We start from the raw sequence: 23,069 nt of genomic DNA on the forward strand, positions 1-23,069 counted from the left end.
AACCGGGTCACCGCCGATTTACCAACTACTTGCGGGCGGGCTATCAAATACGGCTAAAGCGTTGCGGCTCCGAGATGCCCTGGGCCGGCAAACGCCGGTTTCAGGGCTCTCGGAGTTTTCAATTCATCATGCAAGGTCTCGCTTCTTTTGACCGCTGGCTGACCCGTCGCAGCCCCCGTACCAGCAGCGCCGCTCGCACCGGCCGGCCCGCAGATCTGGCGTCTGACGCTCAGCCTGCCCAGGCTTCCCCGCTTTCCTTCCCGACCCGGCCGGTGGCCGCGCGCCAGCATTTGCTGAGCCCGCAAGGTCAGCTGCAGGCCACGCTGCCGCGCTCGGCCACGCCGGCGCAGATCCTGCGTGCCGCTTTGGGCCTGCAGGCTTCGGACTGGTGCGGTGTGCTGGCCGATGAAGGCCAGGGCCATGGCCTGCAGCAGGCCTGGCGCCTGGCGCTGTTGCGCCCTGCCGCCGCTAGCGGCTTGCAGTGGCTGAGCGAACCGGTTTGGGCTCGACCCGGGCAGCGTCCGGCTGCCCTGCTGCAGGCCGCGCAGCGTCAGGCTGTGCAAGCCTTGTGGCAGCAGGGTTGGCGCTTGCGCGACGTCGAGCTGGCCCTCGAGCTGCACTGAGTCGAACTCCAGCCACGCTGCGTGCGCTGGCGAACAGCCGGCCGCTGCGTCGGCTCGCATGATGCCCTGCAAAGGGGCGGCGTTCCGCCCCGAGCAAGGGGCAGACATGAGTGTTGTTGAATCGATGGGCCCAGCCTTCCAGGCCCGCCCCGCCGGGCCGCGCAGTGCGCCGCGCGCCGAGTGGAGCGACACCATGTCCCAATCCTCGCTGCCCAGCTCCTTCGGGGTGTTCAACCCGGTTGGCCATGTGATGCTGGGCCTGCCCACGCAGCAGGATGCCGAGGCCTTGGTGCTCACCTTCCACCATGCCGGCTGGCCGGCCGAGGGGCTCTTGCATTTCACGCCGCAAGAGACCGTGGCCGAGTTGGCGGCGCTGGTCGAGCAGGCCGGCCCGCTGGCCGGTTTCGGCTACGAGATCACCTTGCTGCGCCGCTACCTGAGCCTGGCCGAGCAGGGCTATCGCTGGCTCTTGATCAAGGTCGATGGCGTCGAACAGGCGGCCGTGGTGGCGGCCATCGCCCGTGAGGGCGGCGCCAGTCTGGCCGTGCATTACCGCGCCTGGATTGTCGAAGAGCTGATCTGAAGATTCGCGAGGTGTCACCATGAGCAGGACTGCTGTGATTGAAGGCCGGGTGGAGTACCGCGAGGGCGATGGCGCCAGCATGCTGATACGCCCGGGGCTGTGCGAAGTGGAGCAGGGCGCGCAGGATGCCACCTTGAGTTGGGTGGACGGGGCGAGCCACGGAGCGACCGCCATGCCTCTCAGTGACTTCCAGCGCTATCTGCTCAGCGCGGCCATCCGTTGGTCGCCGGACGGCGGTGCCGTGGAGCCTCAACCCTTGCGAGGCCTGTCATGAGCCCCGCTCGCGTACTGGCCGCGCCGCGCAGCGGTATGCCGGCGCTGGAACACAGTCAGGGCGATGCCCATTCCCCCGTCACCCTGCTGCAATACGGCGATTACCAATGCCCGGCCTGCCAGCGCCTGCAGCCGGGCTTGCAATTGCTGCTCGACGACATCGGCCCCGGCCTGCGTTTTGTCTACCGCCACTACCCTTGGGTGGAACTGCATCCGCAGGCGGAACTGGCGGCCGAGGCCGCCGAAGCGGCCGCCGCGCAAGGCCATTTCTGGCTGATGCATCGCTCGCTCTACAGCCCGCCGCCGCGTCTGAGCATGGCGGACCTGGAGCAACATGCCAAGGCCCTCGGCCTGGACATGCTGCGCTTCCGGGGCGAAATGGCCGATCGCATCTACACCCAGCGCGTGCAAGAGCACCGCGCCGCCGGCCACGCCCTGCAGCTGCAGAGCACGCCGGCCTTGCTGCTCGATGATTTGCTGATCGATGTGTCGCAAGGCCTGGACGGCTTGCGCCACGCGGTGCGTGCGGCCATGGCTGCTCGCATGCGCTGAGCCAAAAAGGCATGCGGCAGCACGACTAGAATGCGCGGATGCGTGTCAGCCCCGGCATTCGAGTGATGGTCTCCTGGATCGCGAGTTTCGCGATCCTGCTGAGCGCGCTCGCCCCGGTGATCTCGCATGCGGTGCAGGCCGATGTACCGGCTGGCTGGGCCGAGATCTGCTCGGTCACCGGCGCCAAGCTGGTGCGTTTGTCGGATATGGGCTCGGACCTGTCGGACGGCTCGCAGCCCGAGTCCTCGCAAGGCCACACCTACAAGCACTGCCCTTTCTGTGCGATGCACAGCGACGATCTGGCGCCGCCTCCGGCGCCTGTGTGTGAACTGCAGCTCCCCGAGCTCGGCCAGACCGTGCCGACGCTGTTTCTGCAGGCGCCGCGAACCCTGTTCGCCTGGGCCAGCGCCCAGCCCCGCGCACCCCCACTGAACTCCTGACCCAGACCGCCTGCCACGGCTGACGCTGAAGCGCGTCGCTGTGCGCCTTTGTTGGTTTTCGCGCGCCCGTCGGTGGCCTGTCAGCAGGCACCGGCCCCGCCGCACTGGAGTTCTCCCATGCCCTGGATCGAACGCGCCCTGCGCGCCATGACGCATTTCAATATCGGTGCCACCCTGGCCTGCGCCGCCTGGCTTCTGTTGCGCAACGGAGGTCTGACATGAGGCTCGATCACACCGATGCCTACGGGCAAGAGCTGGATGCCGCCCTGCGCGCCATGCTCGGCTTTGCCGTGGTCTTGGCCGCAGCGGCCGGCGCCGCGCTGACCTTGACCGGCGCCGCCCGGCCCGAGCGCCTGCCAGCGAGCACGCTCCAGCCCTGCCACTGCTCGGCCCCAGCAAACCTGCCCACGGACCGCAGCCTCTGAGCGCCGGCCGGGCTGGCCCGGTCGTGCCCATCCTTTTTTTGTTCCTTGACTGAGTGTTCTCCCGATGTATTCCTTGAACCCTATTGCACGGGCCGTCCTGGCCGTTTCTTCCTGCTCCTTGCTGGCCCTTGATGCGGGTGCCCAGACGGCGCCTCCTGAAGCTCAACAACTGGGCCGTGTCAGCGTCAGCGGTGCGGCCACCAGCCCGGCGCTCGAGGGCCCCAGCGGCAGCAGCTCGCGCCTGGCCCTGAGCCTCAAGGAGACACCGGCCAGCGTCACCGTGATCGACCGCGAGGCCATCGAGATGCGCGGTGCCAGCAACACGCAGGAGATCCTCAAAAGCGTGCCCGGCGTGGTCTTCTCCGACCCCCCGGGTTCGGCCGGCAGCGTGTTCTACCGTGGCTTCGGCTCGGGCTCGCTGGCCCAGCTCTACAACGGCATCAGCGTGCAGTACGACGCCATCGCCGCCCGCCCGGTGGACAGCTGGATCGTCGAGCGCGTGGAGGCCATCGGTGGCCCGTCCAGCTTTCTGAATGGCTCGGGCGCCGTGGGCGGCACGCTCAACGTCATCACCAAGACGGCCGACCGCAGCGGTGACATCAGCCGTCTCTACCTGGCCCAGGGCGACCGGGCCCAGGCGGCCGCCAGCCTGCAGCGCGATCTCAAGGCTTTGGGCGCCGAGGGTCAGGTCTTGCGCGTGGAGTTGAACCGCAGCGAAGGTGCACTCTGGACCCAGGGCCGCGACCGCAGCGCCTGGCAGGCCGCCGCCTCCTGGCTGGCCCCGCTGGGTGCCAACATCACCCACACCCTGGCCCTGGAGCGCCAGCATGAGAAGGTGCTGCAGCCCTACTGGGGCACGCCCATGCTGCGCGCGGCGGACGGCACCGTCAGCGGCGCTTTCCGCCTGGACCCGGCCACCTTCGGCGTCAACTACAACGCGGTCGATGGCCGTTATGAGCAGGATGTCAGCTGGGCGCGCTCCATGCTGGACTGGCGTTTGAGCGAGCAGACCGCGCTGCGCCACACCTTCTATCACTACGACGCACTGCGCGATTACGACAACGTCGAGGTCTACAAGTTCGTGCAGAACAACAGCCAGGTCGAGCGTTCCAGCGCCTTGCTGCAGCGCCACGACCAGCAGGTCTGGGGCAGCCGCATGGAGTTGAGTCACCGCAGCCAGATCGCCGGCCACCGCTCTGACTTTGCCGCCGGATGGGACTGGAGCTACAACCGCCAGACCCGTTTCCCGCTCTCGGTCAACGGCCCCTTCGATGTCACCAGCCCTTACACGCCGCGTGACAGCTATTTCCTGCAGACCCCCGGGGTCAGCCGCGTTTACACGCCCGGCGCCACCAATCTGCTGCACACCGTGGCGGCCTTCGCCGAAAACCGCACCGAGCTGGGCGAGGGCTGGGCGCTGGTGAGCGCGCTGCGCCTGGACCGCATCAGCCTCGACGTACGCAACCATCGCACGGTCACCGCCACCAACCCGGCCCTGTTCCAGGCCCGCTTCAAGCCCCTGACCGGTCGCCTGGGCCTGGTCAAGGACCTGTCCAAGGACTGGCAGGTGTACGCCCAGGCCAGCACCGCGGCCGATCCGCCGTCCGGTGTGCTGGCCACGGCCGGCTTCAATGCCTTGCGTGACTTCGAGCTCACGCGTGGCCGCCAGTTCGAGCTGGGCAGCAAGCTCAGCTTCGACCAGGGCCGTGGCTGGGCCACGCTGGCGGTCTACGACATCACGCGCAAGAACCTGTCCATCACCGACCCCAATGACCGGACCAAGGTCATTCCCGTGGGCGCGCAAAGCAGCCAGGGCCTGGAGCTGAATGCGCGCTGGCGCGCCAGCAGCGCCTGGACCCTGGCTGGCCAGGCCAGCTACACCCGCGCCCGTTTTGATCGCTTCGTCGAGAACGTGGGCACGACGCCGACCTCGCGTGCCGGCAATCGCCCGGCCAATGTGCCCGATGTGATCCTGGGCCTGAGCGCCGATTGGCGCGCGAATGCGGCCCTGACCCTGTCGGCCGATTGGCGATATGTGGGCAAGCGCTATGCCAACAGCGCCAACACGATTTGGGACGAGGCCTACCAACTGCTGGGTCTGGGGGCGCAACTGAGCATCACGCCGCAGCTGACGGCGCGCCTGCGAGTCGACAACGTCACGGATCGACGCTATGTCGCCAGCCTGGGCAGCGACTTGCCGTACTTGGGCGCGCCGCGCAGCCTGAGCGCTGCGCTGGATTGGCGCTTCTAAAAACTTGGGCCCCTCGCCCCGGTGTCACCCGCTGAACGCGGATACACCGTGTCGGTCCCCCGAGGGGACAGAGGTGCCGGCGGCCCAGAGCCGCAGGCACCTCTCTGACGGGCCGGCTTGGGAGCGGCCCGGCGCTCGGCCCGCTGTAGAAGACATGGTGAACTGAGATGAAACGCATTCTTTACCTGCTGCACCGCTGGGCCGGCATTGCGCTCTGCTTGGTGATGGCGCTGTGGTTCCTGTCCGGCATGGTCATGCTCTACGTCGGCTACCCCAAGCTGACGCCGGCTGAGCAGCTGCAAGGTCTGCCGGCGCTGGACGGGCAGGGCTGCTGCGTGCCGGTGGCGCAGGCCTTGCAGGCCTCGGGCCTGGAGGGCGCCAGCCAGTGGCGCCTGAGCAGTGTGGCCGGCCAGCCGCGCTACATCTTCAGCGATGGGCGCGGCAAGCGCCTGGTGGCCGTGGATGCGCGCAGCGGTCAGCGCATTGCGAGCGTCAGCGCGGATCAGGCGCTGGCGGCTGCGCGCCACTTTGCGCAGGAGGCGCCGGCAGAGCTGCTGGCGCGGGTGGAGGAAGACGCCTGGACCCACTCCAAAGCCATGGACCCGCACCGCCCGCTCTACCGCGTGGCGGTGGCCGATGAGGCGCAGCGCTGGTTGTACGTCAGCGGCGCCACCGGCGAGGTGGTGCGTGACGCCAGCTTCACCGAGCGCAGCTGGGGCTGGCTGGGCGCCTGGCTGCATTGGCTTTACATCTTCCGTGGCGGCGCGCTGGATGCCTGGTGGACCGACATCGTCATCTGGCTGTCCATCTCCGGCGGCGTGCTGGGCCTGAGCGGCCTGGTGGTGGGCGTGTGGCGTTGGCGCTTCAAGGGCCGCTACAAGAGCGGCTCGCGCTCGCCCTATCGCGAGGGCTTCGCCCGCTGGCACCACATCCTGGGCCTGGGCGGCGGCGTGCTGGCCCTGACCTGGGTGCTCAGCGGCTTGTTCTCCATGAACCCCTGGAAGGTGTTCGAGGCCCCTGGACCCAAGCCCGACCGGGCCGCCTATGCCGGCGGGCCGCTGCGGGCCGATCAGGCGGGCGATGTCGGCGCGCTGCTGCGCCGCCTGGCCAGCGAGGGCCAGCCCGCGCGCCAGCTCGAATGGCGCCGTGTGGCCGGCGAGATGCAGGTGCTGGTGCAGACTGGCGCGGCCAGCTTTGCGGTGGATTCGACCGGTGAGCGCCGGCTGCCCTTGAGCGAAGAGGCGCTGCGCGAGGCAGCGGCGCGCCTGCTGCCTCAGGCCCGCATCGTCGAGCAGGAGTGGCTGCAGCGCTACGACGCCTACTACTACAGCCGCGAGCCCCACACCATGACCGGCCAGCGCGATCGCCCCTTGCCGGTGCTGCGCCTGCGCTTTGACGACCCGCAGTCGCACTGGGTGGTGATCGACCCGGCCAGCGGCAGCATCGTGCAGCTGAGCAGCAGCCGGCAGCGGACGGAGCGCTGGTTGTTCGCCTTCCTGCACAGCTTCGACCTGCCGCCCTTGCTGAACACCCGCCCCTTGTGGGATGGCTGGATGTTGGGCTTCAGCCTGGCAGGCCTGGGCTTGAGCCTCAGCGGTGTGGTGCTGGGCTGGCGACGGCTGCGCCGGCATGAGCCCGGGCGTAGCCGCCCGGCGTTTGGCCAATCAGGCGCTGAAATGCGGCGCTGAAATGCGCCTGGTCGAAGAAGCCTAAATCCTGCGCCAGCGCCGCCCAGGAGACTGCCTCGCCGGCCTGCACGCGGACCACGGCCTCGTGCAGGCGGTAGCGCTGGATCACCCATTTCGGCCCGACGCCGACGTACTCCGCAAACAGGCGCTGCAGCGAGCGCAGACTCAAGCTCCAACGCGCGGCCAGCGCTTCGGCGCTGTGCAGGCTCAGGTCGGCGGCCACGCTGTCGACGATGCGGCCGGCCAGCAGCGCCTGCGGGTCGGGCGCGGGCAGGCGGGCGCGCAGAAAGTCCAAGACGGGCGTGGCCGCTTCGGCCAGCGCGTCGATCTCCAGCGCCGCACGCAATGCCAGGGACTCAGGCCCGAACAGTTCTTGCAGGGGTAGAGCGCGGTCGCTCAAGGCCGACACCGGGCCGCCCAGCCAGGGGCGGAAGGCGCCGGGCCTGAACTTGATGCCGAGGGCCAGCGAACGCCCGCTCAGCTCGCGCGACCAGCGTCGGCTGTGTACGCCCCAGACCGCCTCGGCACCGGGCTCCAGCACCAGGTGCACATGCGGATGGGGCAGGGTCTCTTGCAGCTGCGGCGGCAGGCCTTCGAGATTCCAGCGCACACGCCAGATATGCTCAATCCAGTCGGCCAGGTCCTCGGGCGGCGCCAGGCGTTGGTGTTCGAACTCGCCGACCGGCACGCGGTGCAGCACGCCGCGCGGCGAGGTGCTCAGGGGATGCAGTGCCTCGTGTCGTGTTTTTCCAATCCGGTCTTGGGGCATGGCGGGTTCAATGGCGGCCGGACGGATCCGCTCCGAATCAGCTTAGAAGAAAGTTCATCTTGCCATGAAGCCTCTGCATCTCTTTACCTCTATCCTCTGGGTCGCCGCGCTGGCTACGGGCAGCAGCCCGGTGCTTGCGCAAACCCAGTCAGCCAAACCCGCAATTCAAACGGAGCGCGCCATGAGCGACCGCAGCAATTCCAGCCACCAAGTCAGCGGCCCTTTTGAAGTGAAGCTCGCGCCTCAGGAAATGAGCGCAGTGGCCGCCGGCAGCGGCCTGGGCCGCATGTCGCTGGACAAGCGTTTCCACGGCGCACTGGAAGCCACCAGCACTGGCGAGATGCTCGCTTTCCGCAGTGCCGTCAGCGGCTCGGCCGGCTATGTGGCTATGGAGCGCGTGCAGGGCACGCTGGACGGCCGCGCCGGCAGCTTTGTGCTGCAGCACAGCTCCACCATGAACCGCGGCGCGCCTACGCAAAGCATCACCGTGGTGCCCGACTCCGGCACCGAAGCCTTGACCGGCTTGAGTGGCCGCATGGTCATCGACATCGCCCCGGGCGGCGCCCACAGCTACCGTTTTGAGTACAGCTTGCCGGAGGCGGGCGTGAGCCCGTGATTGGGCGTGGATGTCGGTTCTCGGCACAAAGCGGAACCTCGATGGCAGGGTGTTCGCGCTGCGGTGGCTCGGCCCGCCGCCGTGCTCATGGTGCCCGGGTCGGCTCTGCAAGCCGACTGCCCTCGCTGCTCACTGCGCGGCTCAGCGGCGCCAAACTCCCTCCGTTCGCTGCGCTCACTGTGGTCAAACAGGTGGCGCCGAGTCAGTGCTTGAAACGCGCGGGTACACGCGCCTGAGCCGCTTCGCTGCGCTCTCGGCCGCGCACAAATCGCTCGTCGTCGGGCCGAGCCACCTCCGAATGTGGCGTGTTCCACCGTCGAGGGGCACATCGACCGCGATGCAAGCGCCCTGCAGTTCGGGTCGCCGTTGGGCGATTTGTGAAGGGCTGAGCAGCGCAGGGCATCGGGGCGCGCGCGTACCCGCGCGCTTCAAGCACTGACTTGGCGCGTCTGTTTGAACGGAACGAACGCAGTGAGTGAAGAGAGTTATGCGCCAGCCCCGAGGCGCGAGCAGCGCAAGGCAGTCGGCCCGCCAGGGCCGACCCCGGAACCATGAGCCCGGCGGCGGCTCGGACTGCAGGGCCTCACGAGGGAGAGCAAGAAGGCTGCTTTGTGCCGGGAGCCGCCGCAGCTGATCCCAGCGAATTCAGCGCTTGATGCGGCTGATCTTGGTGCCTTCGATGCTGAGGCTGGCCATCAGGCCTTGCTGATCGGTGATGAAGGCGTAGGCATCGTCCTTCAAGGTGGAGGTGCTCAGGTTCTTGGCGACACCTTCGTTGACCAGCACCAAGCTGGGGCCGACGCCGAACTCCCAGCCATTGGACTTGGCCAGGTAGCGCACCGCCTTGTCGCTCATCAGGAAGACGACATAGGCGTACGACTCGGCGCCGGCTTGCCAACCCCAGGAGGCAGACACTGAGTTGTAGTACTCACTGACGGCGCCGTTCTTCATCAACACGCCTTCGCCGTAGCTGCCGCCAAAGACCAGGCCAGCCTTGACGATCTTGGGGAAGACCAGCACGGCGCGCGACTTCTTGGAAATGGTCTCGGTCACCGGATTGGTTTTGTACAGGGCGGCCAGGGCTTGCTGGGCGTCCTTGTTCAGGTCTTCGGCGCTGGCCGCCATGGCGGACATGGGGGACAGCCCGGCCAGCACGCTGAAGCTGGCGGTCAGCACCAAGCTGCTGAGGCGCAGGAAGGGGCGGCGGGTGTTGGGGGATTGCGAGTGGGTCATGTGGCAGGCCTTGAGTTGGCGGCGGCGCAGCAGGGGCACCGTCACGTCGCTTTGTAGATCGGGCAGCCGGGCGGGTCTGTTCGCTGGCGAACGCACAATCGAGGGTTTCGGCCAGAGGCGCGCCTGCCTCAGGTCGCATGTCTGCGCTGTCTGCCTTGCTTTCCGAATGAGTCCTCTTGCCCTCGCCCTGGTTCTTGCCGCCGCCCTCTGCCACGCCAGCTGGAACCTGATCGCCAAGCGCAGCGGCGGGGGCGGCAATGAGTTCGTGCTGATGAGCTCCATCCTGGTCGGCCTGGTCTGGGCGCCGGTGGTGGCCTGGACGGGCGTGCAGGGCGTGGCCGCCTGGGGCTGGGTGGAGTGGACGGTGCTGGCTGTCAGTGCGGCCGTGCATGTGCTGTACTTCCGCTGTTTGCTGCATGGCTATGCGGTGTCTGACCTGACCGTGGTCTACCCGCTGGCGCGCGGCAGCGGGCCCTTGCTGAGTTCGGTGGCCGCGGTCTTCGTGCTTGGAGAGAGTCTGAGCTGGTTGGGTGCGGCCGGCGCCCTGGCCGTGGTCGCGGGCGTTTTTCTGATCGCCGGCGGGCCGGGCCTGCTGCGTCAGCTGCTGGGGCGGGGCGAGGCCGGGGGCTTGAGCGAGTCGCGCGCCTTTGTGCGCCAGCGTCTGCATCGCGGCCTGTTTTGGGGTGCGCTGACCGGTGTCTTCATCGCCACTTACACGGTGATCGATGGCTATGCGGTCAAGGTGTTGCTGATCTCGCCCATCCTGGTCGATTACGTGGGTAATGTGCTGCGCATCCCGGTCATGGGCCCGTTTGCCTTGCGGGACCCGGCGCGTTTCAAGGCCGTCTGGCGTGCGCAGTGGAAGCCTGCTCTGGCCATCGCCGTGCTCGGGCCAAGCAGCTACATCATGGTGCTCTACGCCATGCAGCTGGCGCCGCTCAGCCATGTGGCGCCGGCCCGCGAGGTGTCCATGCTGTTTGCCGCCTTGGCGGGCGGCAGTCTGCTCGGCGAAGGCGACCGATGGTTGCGCCTGCTGGGTGCCGCGGCCATAGCGCTGGGCGTGACGGGGCTGGCGCTGGGCTGAAGTCGAGCGCTGGCTCTGGTTCAAGTAGGGGTCTGCGCCCGGCCCCGGCAGGGCGGCTTTGCGCTATGGTCAGTGCATCGCCTGTGCCACGTCCGTGCCACGCTATGTGCTCTTGCCGCCGCGCTCTCCGATCATGAACTGCCTCGCTCGCCCTCGACCGGCGCGGATTCATGTCGCGCTCCTCCTTCTGCTGCTCTTGTTCAGCATGAGCGCGGCCTGGGGCGCGGGCTGCCGCCACGCCCTGCGCATCACGCGGGCGAGCTGGCCGCCGTATCTGGTGTACCAGGAGGGTGGTCAGCACAGGGGCTTGGATTTCGAAATCCTGCAGGCGCTGATGAGCGAAACCGGTTGCCGCCTTCAATGGGTGGAGCCCTTGCCGCGTCGCCGGCGCATCATGCAGCTGCAAGCGGGCGAGATCGACTTGATCCTGGCTGCCACCCCCAAGCACCCACCCGCGCCTGGCGTGCGCTACACCCGAACTTACCGGGACGAGCTGCTGGGCGTTCTTGCCCTGCGCAGCTTGCAAGGCCGCGAGCTGCCTGGTCCGGCGGCGCGCTTGAGCAGCTTCGAGGATGTGCTGCGTACGCGCACGCCATTGCTGGTGCTCAATGCCGGGCGGTTGGGGCCGGATTTCGAGCCCTGGCGCGCGCCGTTGCGTGAGGCCGGCCTGCTGGAGCCCTTCGAGACCCATGGCAAGGGCGTGGCCATGCTGCAGCGCCAGCGTGCGCCGCTGATCCTCGGTGATGTGGCCTCGCTGCTCGACCTGGCCCAGCAGCAGGACATGGTGCTGCAGCTCATGCCTTTTGGCATGGTGCGCGCACCGGTGGCCTTCATGCTGAGTGAAAAAAGCGTCAGCGAGGCGGAGGCGCAGCTGCTCGATCAGGCCTTGGGGCGCTTGGAGGCGCGCGGCGTGCTGCGTGAGATCCGGCGCCGCTACGGCCTGGATTGAAATGCTGCGCTGGCCCGTCGTCAGGGCGCCGCGTTTTGTTGTACCGGCAGGCCTTCAGCCTCCCATTCGGGCAGGCCTCCACGCAGCCAGTAGACCTTCTTGAAGCCCTTTTGCAGGGCCACGCGCGCGGCCTTGTAAGACTTCCAGCACTCCGCGCCATTGCAGGCAAAGATGAGGGCGCGGTTGGTGTCCAGCTTGTCGATCTTGCCCAGGGCGCTGAAGTCATCCTGTGCCGCGTTGAAGGCGATGTCCTTGAGGCTCTTCTCTGCATAAGCGGCCCAGACAGCGCCCGGGATGTGGCGTGCCGCGAACTCCTTCTCGGTGCGCGTGTCGATCAGCAAGGCGCCCTGAGCCTGCAGCTTCTGCGCATCGCGCGCGCTGACGCGGGTCACGCCGGGCAGAGCCGTGGGCGTGAACAGGCCGAGCTCGGAGACGCGCTTGTACTCGCCGGCTTCGGGCTTGAACTTGGTCGGCGGCAGGCCGACGCCGGCCGGCGGCGCCGCAAACCAGGCGCTCAGGCGTGCGCGCACATCGGCCGGCAGGTCTTTTTTGATCACCACCGAAAGACCGGCCGGCACCGGGTCGGTCTTGGCCAGCACGCGGCCAACGGTGGGGTTCAGTGCCGACCATTCCGCCCAGTCGCCGGCGGTCACCACGGTGGCATCGGCTGCGCCCAGCAGCAAGGCGGTCAGTCCGGCTTGCGGAAAGCGCTCGTGCTGGACCTTCATGTCCTGCATGGAGAGCCCGCCCTGGTTGAGCAGGCCGCGAGCCATATAGGTGTAAATGGAGTCCTGCTGCGGCAGGTAGATGCGCCGGGTCTTGAGCGCGGGGATGTCAGCAAAGTCTTTGCGCACAACCAGCAGATAGGGTTCGGACGCCTGGCTGGCGCCGACCAGCTCGTAGCCGCGGTGCAGGGCCGAGGCGGCGACCTGGGCCGGGCCGATGAAGATGTCGAAACCGGCGCTGCGCGTGGCGCGCATGACGTCAGCCAGGTCTTCGCTGGCGCTGGCCGCCACCGGCTGGGCGGCAGCTCGGCTCAGCGCCGAGTCCAGGGCGCTGAAGTAGATGTTGTAGGTCGCCTTCTTGGCGGTGGGCTCCACGGCCACCACTGCGCTCAGGCCGGCTTGGGCCGTCGCGCTGGCACAGGCGATTAGCCAGAGGCTGCGGCGAAGGAGGTTCGGAACTTGGTTCAAGGTCAGCATCGGGCGATCTCTAAAAGGTGCCGCCGGCCCGGGTTCTGTGCCTCGGGGCGGGCAGAAGGGCGGTCATCGCCCCTCCCAAAGGCAATGACCTGACCGCGGGTACGGTGCCCGCAGGCGCAAGTGTGCCCGGAAATCATGTCGTCACAGATAAGGCGGCAGAATGCACTGGCCGCGCCGCCTAGGCAATGCCCTGAGTGGCGGGCCCGGCCAGCGCATGCAGAATGTGCCCCAGCCCTGCAGCGAGTGCCTGCAACCCCACAAAACCCGGGAGATTCGAACGATGAAACAAGCCAAGCCCAACCCCATCGCACGACGCCAATGGCTGACCGGCACGGCCTCCGCCCTGGGCGCTGTGGGCCTTGGCAGCTGGGCCGGTTCGGCCTCGGCCCAGACCGCCGCGGCACCGGCCGCTGCACCCAAGGCCTTGCCCGCCTACGCCGCCTGGAAGAACCCGGCTGACCTGATCGTGCACAGCAGCAGCACCCTGGAAACCCGCCGTGCCGCCTTCGGCACCAGCGTGTTGACACCGGGCTCGCAGCTCTATGTCCGCAACAACCTGCCAGCGCCCGACGCTGCCATCCTTGCCGACCGCGACGCCTGGACCCTGGCCGTCGAGGGCGTCAAGCAGCCGCGCAGCCTGCGCCTGGCCGAACTCAAGACCCTGGGTCTGGAGACGGTGGCGACGGTGCTGCAATGCTCGGGCAATGGCCGCGGCTTTTTCCCCAGCAAGCCCAGCGGCACGCCGTGGACCGTCGGCGCCGCCGGTTGTGTGCTGTGGAGCGGCGTGCCGCTGCGCAATGTCGTGCAGGCCCTGGGCGGCCTGGAGGACGGCATGCTGCACATCACCGGCACAGGCGGCGAGAAGCTGCCCGAGGGCGTGGATCCCTTGACGGTCATGGTCGAGCGCTCGGTGCCCATCAAGGCCCTGGGTGACGCGCTGCTGGCCTGGGAAATGAACGGCGAGCCGCTGAGCCTGGCTCATGGCGGACCTTTGCGCCTGATCGTGCCGGGCTACCAGGGCGTCAACAACATCAAGTACATCAAGCGCCTGGCCTTCACGGCCGCCGAGTCCAAGGCTCGCATCATGTCGCACGGCTACCGCATGACGCCGGCCGGCGCCAAGGCCGCGCCCGACCAGGCCTCGGTGCTGGAGATGGGCGTCAAGTCCTGGATCAACGGCCCGCTGCCCGAGGCTGGCCCGCTCAAGGAAGGCCTGGTGCAAATCCACGGCGTCGCCTTTGGCGGCACGCAGGCGATCAAGGGTGTCGAGGTGTCGCTGGACGGCGGTAAGAACTGGTACCCCGCTCGCCTGGTCGGCCCCGATCTGGGGCGCTTTGCCTGGCGCCAGTTCGTGCTCTCGGTGCGCCTGCCCTCCGGCAACTACACCCTGGCCAGCCGTGCCACCGATGACCAGGGCCTGGTCCAGCCCGAGCAGCGCGAGGAAAACCTCAGCGGCTACAACAACAACAGCTGGCGCGACCATGCGGTCACGATCACGGTGGCCTGAGTTGCGCCGCTGGCTTTTGATGGTGGTCGGATTGGCCGCCGCGCCGCTGGCGCTGGCCGCCGATGAGGCTCAGCAGCTGGCCCGAGGCAAGCTTCTGTTCACGCAGACCCAGCCGGCCTGCGCTGTCTGCCACACCTTGGCGGCGGCCGGTTCGGAAGGGCAGGTCGGGCCGGTGCTGGACGAGCTCAAGCCCGATGCCGATCGGGTGCGCAAGGTCTTGCGGGCCGGCTTGGGCGCCATGCCCAGCTTTGCCGACAAGCTCAGTGCCGCTGATATCGATGCCCTGGCCGTCTTCGTCGCCCGCTCCACCGGCGCCGCCCCGGCCCAGCCGGCAAAGTAGGCCGCAAAGCAAGCAGCGGCCGCGCTGTTCGCCAGCGCACGGTTGCAGAAGCCCTGCCTGCCTAGACTGAAGTCACACGCACCCCAGCCGCTTGCGCGGCAGGCGGTGTGACTTCAAGTTTCAGCGGAGGGCCTCTGCCATGTTCAACAGTCTCAAACAGCTGCTCGGCGCCACGGTGATGGCCCGCGACGGCGCCATCGGCGAAGTCAAACAAGCCTATTTCGATGACGAGGCCTGGACCATCCGCTACCTGGTGGTCAACACCGGCCGCTGGTTGTCCGGCCGCGAGGTGCTGATCTCGCCTCATGCCGTGGTGCAGCCCCTGGGCAGCGGCAAGCTTCTCGATGTCCGCCTGAGCCGGCGCCAGGTGGAACTGAGTCCGCCGGTGGACACCCACCTGCCGGTGTCGCGCCAGCATGAGCGCGACTACATCGGCTACTACGCCTTGCCGGCCTATTGGGGCGGTTCGGCGCTGTGGGGCATGGAGGCTTTGCCGCTCTGGCCGCCGACCTTGCCGCAGGGCGTGGAGAGCGAGCAAGACGCCGCGCTGCGGGCCCGCCACACGCCCACCGAAGACCAGCATCTGCGCAGCAGCGCGGAAGTAACGGGTTACGACATTCAGGCCAGCGACGACAGCATCGGCCATGTCCAGGATTTCATCTTCGACGCCGAGTCCTGGGCCATACGCTACCTGGTAGTGGACACGCGCAACTGGTGGCCCGGTGGCAAGAAGGTGCTGCTGTCGACGCGCTGGATCGACAGCATCGACTGGGCCGACCGCGAGGTGCTGACCTCGCTGACGCGCGCCCAGGTCAAGCAGAGTCCGGCCTACGAGCCGGCGTCAGAGCTGCTGCGCAGCGACGAGCAGCGCCTGCACGACGCCTATGACCGGCGCGGCTACTGGCTCTGAGGCGGCGATACTGCGGGCTGTTCGATGCCCGCGAGAGCTTTGCCCATGAACTTCGCCGTCTTCTGGGCCACCGTTGGCCTGGCCTTGCTGCCCTTGCCGGCCCGCGCCGCGGCTGATCTGGTGTTTCTGGTGCGCCATGCCGAGCGCGCGGCCGAACCGGCCGGTGACCCCGGCTTGACGAGCGTCGGCGCGGCGCGTGCCCAGGCTTTGGCCCAGGCCTTGGCCGACGCGGGCCTGAAGCAGATCATCACCACCCAGTTCCGGCGCAGCCAGGAAACGGCGGCGCCGCTGGCGCAGCAGCTGCAACTGCCGCCGCAGGTGCTGGCCGCCCGGCGCGGTGAGGCCGAGGCCCATCTGCGCGAAATTCGTGAGGCGGTGCTGCGCCAGGACGGCGGCGCGCTGCTGATCGTCGGCCACAGCAACACCGTGCCGGCCATCATCGCGGCGCTGGGCGGGCCGCGTCTGCCGGATCTGTGCGAAAGCAGCTACCAGCACCTCTTCGCGCTGCGGCTCCCGGCGCAGCCTGGCGTGCCAGCCAGCCTGGCCCGGTTGCGCTATGGCGAGCCCAGCCCGGCCGCGGAGGCGGCCTGTCTTTGATGGAGGGAGGTTGCCGGCTTACTTGCCGACCGAGGGCGTGCGCGGCAGGCGCGGGCCCTTGATGCTGGGGCGGCCAGCGGCGGTGGGGTAGGCAGCCATCACACGAGTCGGGTCGACCGTGTTCAGGTAGGCCGCGTACTGGCGCTCGGTGCAGTCCAGGCTTTGGCCGGCCACATGCTCGCCCTTGTACTGGCCCTTGTGATAGACGAAGACGTACTCGTTGCTGTCGGCCGTGCGGGTCGCGTCCTGCTGGGCGTAGCCGGCGCTGTACTTCTGGGCGCATTCGCCGCGCAGGGCCTTGCCTTCGCCGCTTTCGTCCGTGCTGCCGCTCGCGGCTTGCGCGAGGGAGGACAGGGCGATCAGGCTCAGGGCGATCACAGTGGTTTTCATGGTGTTCCTTGGGAAATGGGGCGGTGGCCGAAACGCGGCGGGCTCAAAAGACCTGGCGTTCGATGTGCGCATCGCGCAGGGTCAGGCGGTGCCGCCAGCTTAGTCCGCCGGGTGCCGATTGACCAGCCCGTGGCTGCGGGGCTGGTTTTCCCGAGCGCGTGACAAGCTTCACGGCGGCGGGGCCGCGCCGACCGGGCGCGCCCTGCGCGCAGTGCGGGCAGGCCCCAGGTGAGCGGCCCCTGAGGCTTGCTACATTTCAGCCTGCCCCGCGCCGCTGCTCTCCATGTTCCGACCTTCCGCACTTGCCACTGCTGCACCTGTCCGAACGCCCGGCCCCGCCTGGCCGCTGCGGCAGTTGCCGCCGACGCGCATGCAGCAATGCCTGACCCTGGCCTTGCTCTTGCACGTGCTGCTGGTGCTGGTCTTCGGCAACACCCAGGGCGGCACGGCCCGCGAGGGTGAGGGGGTATGGGGGCGCATCAATGTGACCCTGCGCGGGGCGCGGCTGGAAGCCGGTTCGGGCGAGCCCGGCGCGACCACGCCGCAGCAGACCGGCCCGGTGGGCCAGGCCCGCCAGGCCCGGCATGGCGGCACCGTGCGGCCCGAACCGCCGCGCGAGGCCGGCCCCGGTGCGGCGCGCCTGGGCGATTGGAACCCCACGCCGGCCGCACAGCCGGTGGAGCAAAGCGGGCAGGACCAGGCTCGCCCGGTGGAGGCGAGCGCCACGCCGTCCAAGGCCACACCCGCGCCCCCGCCAGAGCCGTTGTCGGAACCGATGGCCTTGCCCACGCCTGAGCCCATTCCTTTGCCCGAGCCGCTGACGCCCCGCGCCTTGGCCCGGCTGCAGGAAGCGGCGCCGCCCCTGAGCCGCACGCGCGCCGAGCCGATTCAGCTGAACAGCGCGGCACCCGCACCCATCGCCAGCCTGCCGACCCAGGCGCCGGTCGCTTATGTCCCGCCTGTGCAGACACGCAGCCTGCCGGCCGCCAGCAGCAGCCTGAATCGCGCCACGCCGCAGGACCTGAGCGCCTTCAAAGCCCTGTCTGCCCAGGCTCAGACGGTTCAGCCCTTGCCGGCTTTCGAGCCGGTGACGGCGCCGATCCGCGAGCGCCAGCTGGCCGTGCCCAGCCGGCCGGCGCTGACGCCGCTGCCCAAATCCGAGGCTTTGTCACCCTTGCCAGCCCAGCGCGCGCCGGTGGAGGCGACGGCCGCGCTGCCGCAGCTGCCGGTGGCGCCGCTGAGCAGCTCCAGCATCGGCAGCGTGCCCAGCACGGCGATCAGCGAATCAAAGACTGAGGCGCCAGCGGCGGCGGCCCCCGCTGGTCAGAGCAGCCCTCAAGCCGCCGACAGCGCTCCGGCCCGCAGCCCGGACGCCGGGGTGCAGACCCAGGCCAAGCCGAGCGCCAGCCAGAACAACCCGCTCAATGCCCCGCCCGCCCCATCGAACGGCAGCAATGCCAGCCCCAACAGCCAGCCCACGGCCGCACCTTCATCCTCAAGCCGCCCCGGTCAGGGGGCGCCCGATGCCGGGGCGCAGCTGGGCCATGATGTGGCCACGCCGGCGTCCACGCCGCCGGATGCGCCGCGCCTCAACCTCAATCTGCCACGAGATATGCGGGGCGGGGCGCTGCCATCGCGCAGCAGCTCGGGTCTGCTGAATCTGGTGCCGCCGCCGCCCGAGCGCAAATCCAAGCTGGAAGAAAGCATGGAGGCGGCCGGCAAAAAGGACTGCCGCAAGGCCTATGGCGAACAGATGGGCTTGCTGGCCGTGATTCCGCTGGCCCTGGACTCGGCGCGCAAGAACGGCTGCAAGTGGTGAGGAGAGATCGTGCGGAGGCTCAGGCCTTGGCTGCAAACAGGCCCTGGATGCACTCGACCAACTGAATCGGGCCAAAGGGCTTGGCCATGAACAGGTCGGCGCCCACGTCTTCCAGCTGCTGCCGCACCTGATGGCGCGGCTTGGCGCTGACCAGCAGCACCTTGGGCGCCACCTCGCCGTCGCCAGCTTGGCGCTTGATGCGCCGGCAGGCTTCCAGTCCGTCGAACTCGCCCGGCATCATGATGTCCATCAGAACCAGATCGGGCTTCAGGCTGCGGGCGATCTCAACCGCCGTCACGCCGTCGATGGCCTCGTGAATCTCGAAGCTCTGCGCCAGATCCAGCGTGGCGTGCAGCAGGGCTCGGATGTCGGGGTTGTCATCAACGATCAGGATTTTCTTCATTGCGTGATTCCTGCGGGCCGCTCTGGGCGTTGTCTGACGGTACTCCATCTGACAGCCCGCCGGCAATGAGCGCTTGCCTGGGCGCCCCGTGGTCGGGCTCTTGCTGTGTCTTCTCGCCTACAGCGGCGCCGCCTGATTCAGGCGCAAGGCCTGCGCCTGCCCTTGGATGGCGGCGCTTTCTTCCGCGTCCAACTGCTTGGCATTGCGCACCTGCATCACCATGCGTGGGTTGGCGGCCAGCAGGGTTTCGTGGCGAATCAGGAAATCCCAGTACAAGGTGCTGAAGGGGCAAGCCCTGACCCCCGTTCGCTCGCCCGGGTCGTAGCGGCAGCGCTTGCAGTAGCTGCCGCTGCTCATGCGCTGGACGTACTTGCCGCTGGCGATATAGGGCTTGCTGGCCAGCAGGCCGCCATCGACGAATTGGCTCATGCCCAAGGTGTTGGGCAGCTCCACCCATTCCACGGCGTCGACATAAACAGCCAGATACCAGGCATGGATCTGTTTGGGGTCCACACCGTAAAGCAGTGCGAACAGCCCGGTCACCATCAGGCGCTGGATGTGGTGGGCATAGCCATGGTCCAGGGTCTGGCGCAGCGCGGCACTGAGGCAGACCATCTCGGTCTCACCGGTCCAGTACCAGGCCGGCAGGTCCTGCTCGGCGTGCAGGCTGTTCTGTTCCAGATAGCCGGGCATCTGTGTCCAGTAGACACCGCGCACATATTCGCGCCAGCCCAGGATCTGGCGGATGAAGCCTTCAACGCACGCCAGCGGTGCGCGCCCGGCGCGGTATTCGGCCTCGGCCGCGGCCACCACCTCGCGCGGGTTCAGTAGCTTCAGATTGAGGGCCGCGGCCAGATGGGAGTGGTAAAGCCAGGGCTCCTCGGGCCACATGGCGTCCTGGTAGCGGCCGAACAAGGGCAGGCGCTCGCTGAGGAACTCGCCCAGCGCCTGCAAGGCCTGCTCGCGCGTGACTGGCCAGGCAAAGCTGTCCAAGCGGCCCGGGTGATCGGGCAGCTGGCGCTGGACCAGGGCGATCACCTCGCGGGTCAATGCATCGGGCTCGAACTGGCTGCGGCCCGGCAGAAAGCCCGGGCCGGCGGCGCCGAAGGCCGCCCGGTTCTCGGCATCGAAGTTCCACTGCCCGCCCAGCGGCTGCCTGCCGTCCGCCTCCATCAGTACCTGATGTTTCTGGCGCAGCTCGCGGTAGAAATACTCCAGGCGCAGGCTGCTGCGGCCTTGCGCGTGGGCAGCAAACTCGCGCACGGTGCTGAAGAAATGCCGGTCGTCGCGCAGCTCCAGCGGCAGGCCGGCTTCGGCCGCCACGGCGCGCAGGGCCTGCAGCACCCGCCAGTCGCCCGGTGCGGTCAGGATCAGGCGCTGCGGCTGCAGGCGGGCGATGGCGGCGCGCAGCTCGCCGGCCAAGCTGCCCTGGTTGTCGGGGTCGTCCAGCCAGCGGTAGTGCAGGGGGCGGCCCAGACGGCGCAAGGCCAGGGCGAAGTGGCGCATGGCCGCCAGAAACATCACCGTGCGCGGTTTGGAAGACCACACATGGGTCGACTCCTCGCGCACCTCGGCCATCCAGACGGCGTCTTGATCCGGGTCGAAGCCATCGAATGCCGAGGCATCGCTGTTGAGCTGGTCGCCCAGCACCAGCACCAGATGGCGCAAGCTTGGCTTCATGGCAGTCCGTTGGGGTAAGCCGTCATGTGCAGTGAGTCCGGGGTGCGCATGCGCGGAGCATACGCGCTGTGCAGGCGCTGCGCGCAGAAAAAAGCCGGCGCGTGTGGCGCCGGCTTCTCGCTTGGATCGAAATGTCGATCAGCCGGCCTGGATGCGCTGAGCCAAATGGGCCAGGGCTTCTTCCACCTGGTCCACCAACACCAGGCAGAGGTCGCCCGGTTGCAGGCGGGCCAGCGCTGCATCGATGGCGATGAATTCGCCTCGGATCTCTTCGATGTGGCGGGTGCGGCTGGCGCCTTCCAGACCTTGGCGCAGCAGGGCCAGGACCTCGCCGTCTTCGCGGCCGCGTTGGCAGGCGTCCTGGAACAGGAAGACGTCGTCGAAAGCGCCGCCCAGGATGACGGTCTGCTCGCGAATGTCTTCGTCGCGTCGGTCGCCGGCGCCGCTGATCACGACCGAGCGCTGCTTGGCCGGCAAGGCCTCGACGGCGGCCACCAGGGCGCGCATGGCATCGGCGTTGTGGCCGTAATCGGCGATCACGGTGGCGCCACGGTAGTCCATCACATTGAAGCGGCCGGGCGCGTTGTCTGCGTCATTGGCGAAGCTGGCGACGCCGCGGCGGATGGTGTCCCAGTCCAGGCCCACGCCCCAGGCGGCGGCCACCGAGGCCATGGCGTTCTCGACCTGGAAGCCGATCGCGCCGCTGCGGGTGATGGGGATGTCGCGCAGCGGGATGTTCTCGCGCCAGCTGCCTTGGGCAGCCACCAGCTGGTCGCCGTCCACATAGACGCAGCGCTTGCCCTGGGCGCGGTGGGTGGCCATCAGCGGATGGTGGCGGTCGGCGGCGAAGAAGATGATCTGGCCCGGGCAGGTGCCGGCCATGTTCGCGACGATGGGGTCGGCCGCGTTCAGCACGGCATAACCGTTCGGCGCCACGTTCTGCACGATCACGCGTTTGACCAGGGCCAGTTCTTCCACGGTGTTGAGGAAGTTCATGCCCAGGTGGTCGCCGGCGCCAAGGTTGGTGACGACGGCCACCTGGCAGCGGTCAAAGCCCAGGCCTTCGCGCAGCACGCCGCCGCGCGCGGTTTCGAACACGGCCGCTTCCACATCGGGGTGCATCAGCACATTGCGGGCGCTCTTGGGGCCCGAGCAATCGCCGCTGTCGATCTGGCGGCCATCGACGTAGACGCCGTCGGTGTTGGTCATGCCGACCTTGAGGCCGCAGGTGGCGAACAGATGGGCGATCAGGCGCGAGGTGGTGGTCTTGCCATTGGTGCCGGTGACGGCGATCACGGGGATGCGGCCGTCCTCGCTCTTGTGGCCGTGGCCGTAGAGGTGGGCAATGATGGCCTCGCCGACATTGCGGCCCTTGCCGTAGGACGGCGAGAGGTGCATGCGCAAGCCTGGCGCGGCGTTCACTTCGACGATGCCGCCGTTGATCTCTTCCAGCGGGCGCAGCACGCTTTCGGCCACCACGTCGACGCCGCAGACATGCAGGCCCACGACCTGCGCGGCGGCGATGGCGCGCGCTGCCACATCCGGATGCACGTCATCGGTCACGTCGGTGGCGGTGCCGCCGGTGGACAGATTGGCGTTGTTGCGCAGGATCACGCGCTGGCCTTTTTCCGGCACCGAATCCGGGGTCAGGTCTTGCTGGGTCAGGCGTGCCACGGCGATGTCGTCGAAGCGGATCTTGGTCAGCGAGGTGGCATGGCCGTCACCGCGTTTGGGGTCGGCATTGACCTTGTCGACCAGTTGCTTGACGGTCAGCTGCCCGTCGCCGATGACATGCGGCGGGTCGCGGCGGGCGGCGGCGACCAGCTTGTCGCCGACCACCAGCAGACGGTAGTCGCTGCCCGGCAGGAATTTCTCGACCATGACCTGGCCGATCTCGTCGGCGGCCTTGTAGGCGATTTCCATGTGCTCGCGTGTGACCACATTGACGGTCACGCCCTTGCCCTGGTTGCCGTCCTGCGGCTTGACGACGACGGGCAGGCCGATTTCCAGCGCGGCATCCCAGGCGTCATCGATGGAGCTGACCGGGCGGCCGGTCGGCACCGGCACGCCGGCCGAGAGCAGCAGGCGCTTGCAGAGGTCTTTGTCCTGGGCGATCGATTCGCTGACGGCGCTGGTCGCGTCCACTTCAGCGGCCCAGATGCGGCGCTGCTTGGCGCCCCAGCCGAACTGCACCAGGCTGCCCTGGGTCAGGCGGCGGTAGGGCACACCGCGCGCCACGGCCGCGTTGACGATGGAACCGGTCGAGGGGCCGAGACGCACGTCCTCGTCCAAATCCTGCAAGGCCTTGAGCACGGCATCGGCATCGAAGCTGCCGCCATCACGCGCCGCTTCCACCAGCTTGCACGCAGCCTCGAAGGCCATGCGGCCGACGTCTTCTTCGCTGTACTCGATGACCACCTGGTAGCTGCCGGGCTCGGAGGTGATGTGGGTGTGGCTGAAGGTCACCGGGCAGCCGGCCTGGGCTTGCAGGGCCAGGGTGGCCTGTTCCAGCACATGGGCCAGGCTGATGGGCGTGCGTTGGGCGCTGGCGGGGCGCAGGGCGCCGATGCTGGGGAAGAGGGCGCGCAGCCGGGCTTCAAAGTCGGGCATGTCGGCGATCGACTGCTCGGCCGGCGTGCAGTGCACGACCGCTTCGATGGCCGTGTGGCGGCTCCACATATTGGGGCCGCGCAATGCGCGTGTACGGGAAACTTCCATGGTGCTGATTCCAGGGC

Annotated in this window: 23 protein-coding genes; 16 read left to right on the top strand and 7 right to left on the bottom strand. The window is 68.4% G+C overall.

All coding sequences use genetic code 11. The annotated features are described in order from the left end of the window. Positions 1–128: 128 nt before the first annotated feature. The 8 genes from ACQY39_RS06975 to ACQY39_RS07010 all read left to right on the top strand — a co-directional run bounded on the left by ACQY39_RS06975 (position 129) and on the right by ACQY39_RS07010 (position 6,835). Complete coding sequence (locus tag ACQY39_RS06975) at positions 129–623, top strand: hypothetical protein (protein ID WP_428504704.1); 495 nt, start codon at positions 129–131, stop codon at positions 621–623. A gap of 106 nt (positions 624–729) precedes the next feature. Beyond that, the gene (locus ACQY39_RS06980) at positions 730–1,206 is read left to right on the top strand and encodes a hypothetical protein (RefSeq protein WP_428504706.1); all 477 of its coding nucleotides are present in this window, start codon (positions 730–732) and stop codon (positions 1,204–1,206) included. Positions 1,207–1,225: 19 nt separating this feature from the next. Continuing rightward, positions 1,226–1,480: a hypothetical protein gene (locus ACQY39_RS06985; RefSeq protein ID WP_428504708.1), complete on the top strand. Its 255-nt coding sequence runs from the start codon at positions 1,226–1,228 to the stop codon at positions 1,478–1,480. Next, positions 1,477–2,031 carry a DsbA family protein gene (locus tag ACQY39_RS06990; protein WP_428504710.1) on the top strand — a complete coding sequence of 185 codons (555 nt, stop codon included), beginning with the start codon at positions 1,477–1,479 and terminating at the stop codon, positions 2,029–2,031. The genes ACQY39_RS06985 and ACQY39_RS06990 overlap by 4 nt, the downstream gene beginning before the upstream one ends. Before the next feature lie 38 nt (positions 2,032–2,069). Continuing rightward, the gene (locus ACQY39_RS06995) at positions 2,070–2,471 is read left to right on the top strand and encodes a DUF2946 domain-containing protein (protein ID WP_428504712.1); all 402 of its coding nucleotides are present in this window, start codon (positions 2,070–2,072) and stop codon (positions 2,469–2,471) included. 218 nt (positions 2,472–2,689) lie between these two features. Beyond that, positions 2,690–2,896 carry a hypothetical protein gene (locus ACQY39_RS07000; RefSeq protein WP_428504714.1) on the top strand — a complete coding sequence of 69 codons (207 nt, stop codon included), beginning with the start codon at positions 2,690–2,692 and terminating at the stop codon, positions 2,894–2,896. Between the two features lie 64 nt (positions 2,897–2,960). Then, the gene (locus tag ACQY39_RS07005; protein WP_428504716.1) at positions 2,961–5,147 is read left to right on the top strand and encodes a TonB-dependent receptor; all 2,187 of its coding nucleotides are present in this window, start codon (positions 2,961–2,963) and stop codon (positions 5,145–5,147) included. A 167-nt stretch (positions 5,148–5,314) separates the two neighbouring features. Further along, a complete protein-coding gene (locus ACQY39_RS07010; RefSeq protein WP_428504718.1) occupies positions 5,315–6,835 on the top strand; it encodes a PepSY domain-containing protein in 1,521 nt (506 codons plus the stop codon). Here the strand turns inward: ACQY39_RS07010 and ACQY39_RS07015 are convergent. After that, on the bottom strand, positions 6,738–7,604 hold the full coding sequence (locus ACQY39_RS07015) for an AraC family transcriptional regulator (RefSeq protein ID WP_428504720.1): 867 nt from the start codon (positions 7,602–7,604) through the stop codon (positions 6,738–6,740). The genes ACQY39_RS07010 and ACQY39_RS07015 overlap by 98 nt on opposite strands. Before the next feature lie 181 nt (positions 7,605–7,785). Here ACQY39_RS07015 and ACQY39_RS07020 point away from each other — a divergent pair, with 181 nt between their 5' ends. Then, positions 7,786–8,220: a DUF3224 domain-containing protein gene (locus ACQY39_RS07020; RefSeq protein ID WP_428504722.1), complete on the top strand. Its 435-nt coding sequence runs from the start codon at positions 7,786–7,788 to the stop codon at positions 8,218–8,220. Between the two features lie 645 nt (positions 8,221–8,865). Here the strand turns inward: ACQY39_RS07020 and ACQY39_RS07025 are convergent. Continuing rightward, on the bottom strand, positions 8,866–9,498 hold the full coding sequence (locus ACQY39_RS07025; RefSeq protein WP_428504724.1) for a YSC84-related protein: 633 nt from the start codon (positions 9,496–9,498) through the stop codon (positions 8,866–8,868). Positions 9,499–9,619: 121 nt separating this feature from the next. On the opposite strand from ACQY39_RS07025, the gene ACQY39_RS07030 reads away from it, so the two are divergent. Continuing rightward, positions 9,620–10,537, top strand: a complete 918-nt coding sequence (locus tag ACQY39_RS07030) for an EamA family transporter (protein WP_428504726.1) — start codon at positions 9,620–9,622, stop codon at positions 10,535–10,537. A 205-nt stretch (positions 10,538–10,742) separates the two neighbouring features. Then, the gene (locus tag ACQY39_RS07035) at positions 10,743–11,486 is read left to right on the top strand and encodes a substrate-binding periplasmic protein (protein ID WP_428510741.1); all 744 of its coding nucleotides are present in this window, start codon (positions 10,743–10,745) and stop codon (positions 11,484–11,486) included. Between the two features lie 20 nt (positions 11,487–11,506). Here the strand turns inward: ACQY39_RS07035 and ACQY39_RS07040 are convergent, their stop codons facing one another. Next, on the bottom strand, positions 11,507–12,688 hold the full coding sequence (locus tag ACQY39_RS07040) for a rhodanese-like domain-containing protein (protein WP_428504728.1): 1,182 nt from the start codon (positions 12,686–12,688) through the stop codon (positions 11,507–11,509). Between the two features lie 280 nt (positions 12,689–12,968). On the opposite strand from ACQY39_RS07040, the gene ACQY39_RS07045 reads away from it, so the two are divergent. The 4 genes from ACQY39_RS07045 to ACQY39_RS07060 all read left to right on the top strand — a co-directional run bounded on the left by ACQY39_RS07045 (position 12,969) and on the right by ACQY39_RS07060 (position 16,042). Beyond that, positions 12,969–14,195 (top strand): sulfite oxidase, encoded by a 1,227-nt coding sequence (locus tag ACQY39_RS07045; RefSeq protein ID WP_428504730.1) that lies wholly within the window; start codon positions 12,969–12,971, stop codon positions 14,193–14,195. Between the two features lie 19 nt (positions 14,196–14,214). Next, positions 14,215–14,535 carry a c-type cytochrome gene (locus tag ACQY39_RS07050; RefSeq protein ID WP_428510743.1) on the top strand — a complete coding sequence of 107 codons (321 nt, stop codon included), beginning with the start codon at positions 14,215–14,217 and terminating at the stop codon, positions 14,533–14,535. 139 nt (positions 14,536–14,674) lie between these two features. Next, positions 14,675–15,445 carry a PRC-barrel domain-containing protein gene (locus ACQY39_RS07055; protein WP_428504732.1) on the top strand — a complete coding sequence of 257 codons (771 nt, stop codon included), beginning with the start codon at positions 14,675–14,677 and terminating at the stop codon, positions 15,443–15,445. Positions 15,446–15,490: 45 nt separating this feature from the next. Then, positions 15,491–16,042 carry a phosphoglycerate mutase family protein gene (locus ACQY39_RS07060; protein ID WP_428504734.1) on the top strand — a complete coding sequence of 184 codons (552 nt, stop codon included), beginning with the start codon at positions 15,491–15,493 and terminating at the stop codon, positions 16,040–16,042. A gap of 18 nt (positions 16,043–16,060) precedes the next feature. On the opposite strand, the gene ACQY39_RS07065 is transcribed toward ACQY39_RS07060, so the two are convergent. Next, complete coding sequence (locus ACQY39_RS07065) at positions 16,061–16,432, bottom strand: hypothetical protein (protein WP_428504736.1); 372 nt, start codon at positions 16,430–16,432, stop codon at positions 16,061–16,063. A gap of 283 nt (positions 16,433–16,715) precedes the next feature. Here ACQY39_RS07065 and ACQY39_RS07070 point away from each other — a divergent pair, with 283 nt between their 5' ends. Then, positions 16,716–18,251, top strand: coding sequence for a hypothetical protein (locus ACQY39_RS07070; protein ID WP_428504738.1), 1,536 nt, complete (start codon positions 16,716–16,718; stop codon positions 18,249–18,251). A gap of 19 nt (positions 18,252–18,270) precedes the next feature. Here ACQY39_RS07070 and ACQY39_RS07075 read toward each other — a convergent pair whose 3' ends face one another. From ACQY39_RS07075 to cphA, 3 genes are all read right to left on the bottom strand, one after another. Further along, positions 18,271–18,654 (bottom strand): response regulator transcription factor, encoded by a 384-nt coding sequence (locus ACQY39_RS07075; RefSeq protein WP_428504740.1) that lies wholly within the window; start codon positions 18,652–18,654, stop codon positions 18,271–18,273. A 117-nt stretch (positions 18,655–18,771) separates the two neighbouring features. Then, a complete protein-coding gene (locus tag ACQY39_RS07080; RefSeq protein ID WP_428504742.1) occupies positions 18,772–20,334 on the bottom strand; it encodes a cryptochrome/photolyase family protein in 1,563 nt (520 codons plus the stop codon). A gap of 138 nt (positions 20,335–20,472) precedes the next feature. Beyond that, the gene (gene cphA, locus ACQY39_RS07085) at positions 20,473–23,052 is read right to left on the bottom strand and encodes a cyanophycin synthetase (RefSeq protein ID WP_428504744.1); all 2,580 of its coding nucleotides are present in this window, start codon (positions 23,050–23,052) and stop codon (positions 20,473–20,475) included. Between the last annotated feature and the right edge of the window lie 17 nt (positions 23,053–23,069).

Origin of the sequence: Roseateles sp. (genome assembly GCF_965262435.1) — a bacterium.
In the GTDB taxonomy this organism is placed as follows: domain Bacteria; phylum Pseudomonadota; class Gammaproteobacteria; order Burkholderiales; family Burkholderiaceae_C; genus Paucibacter_A.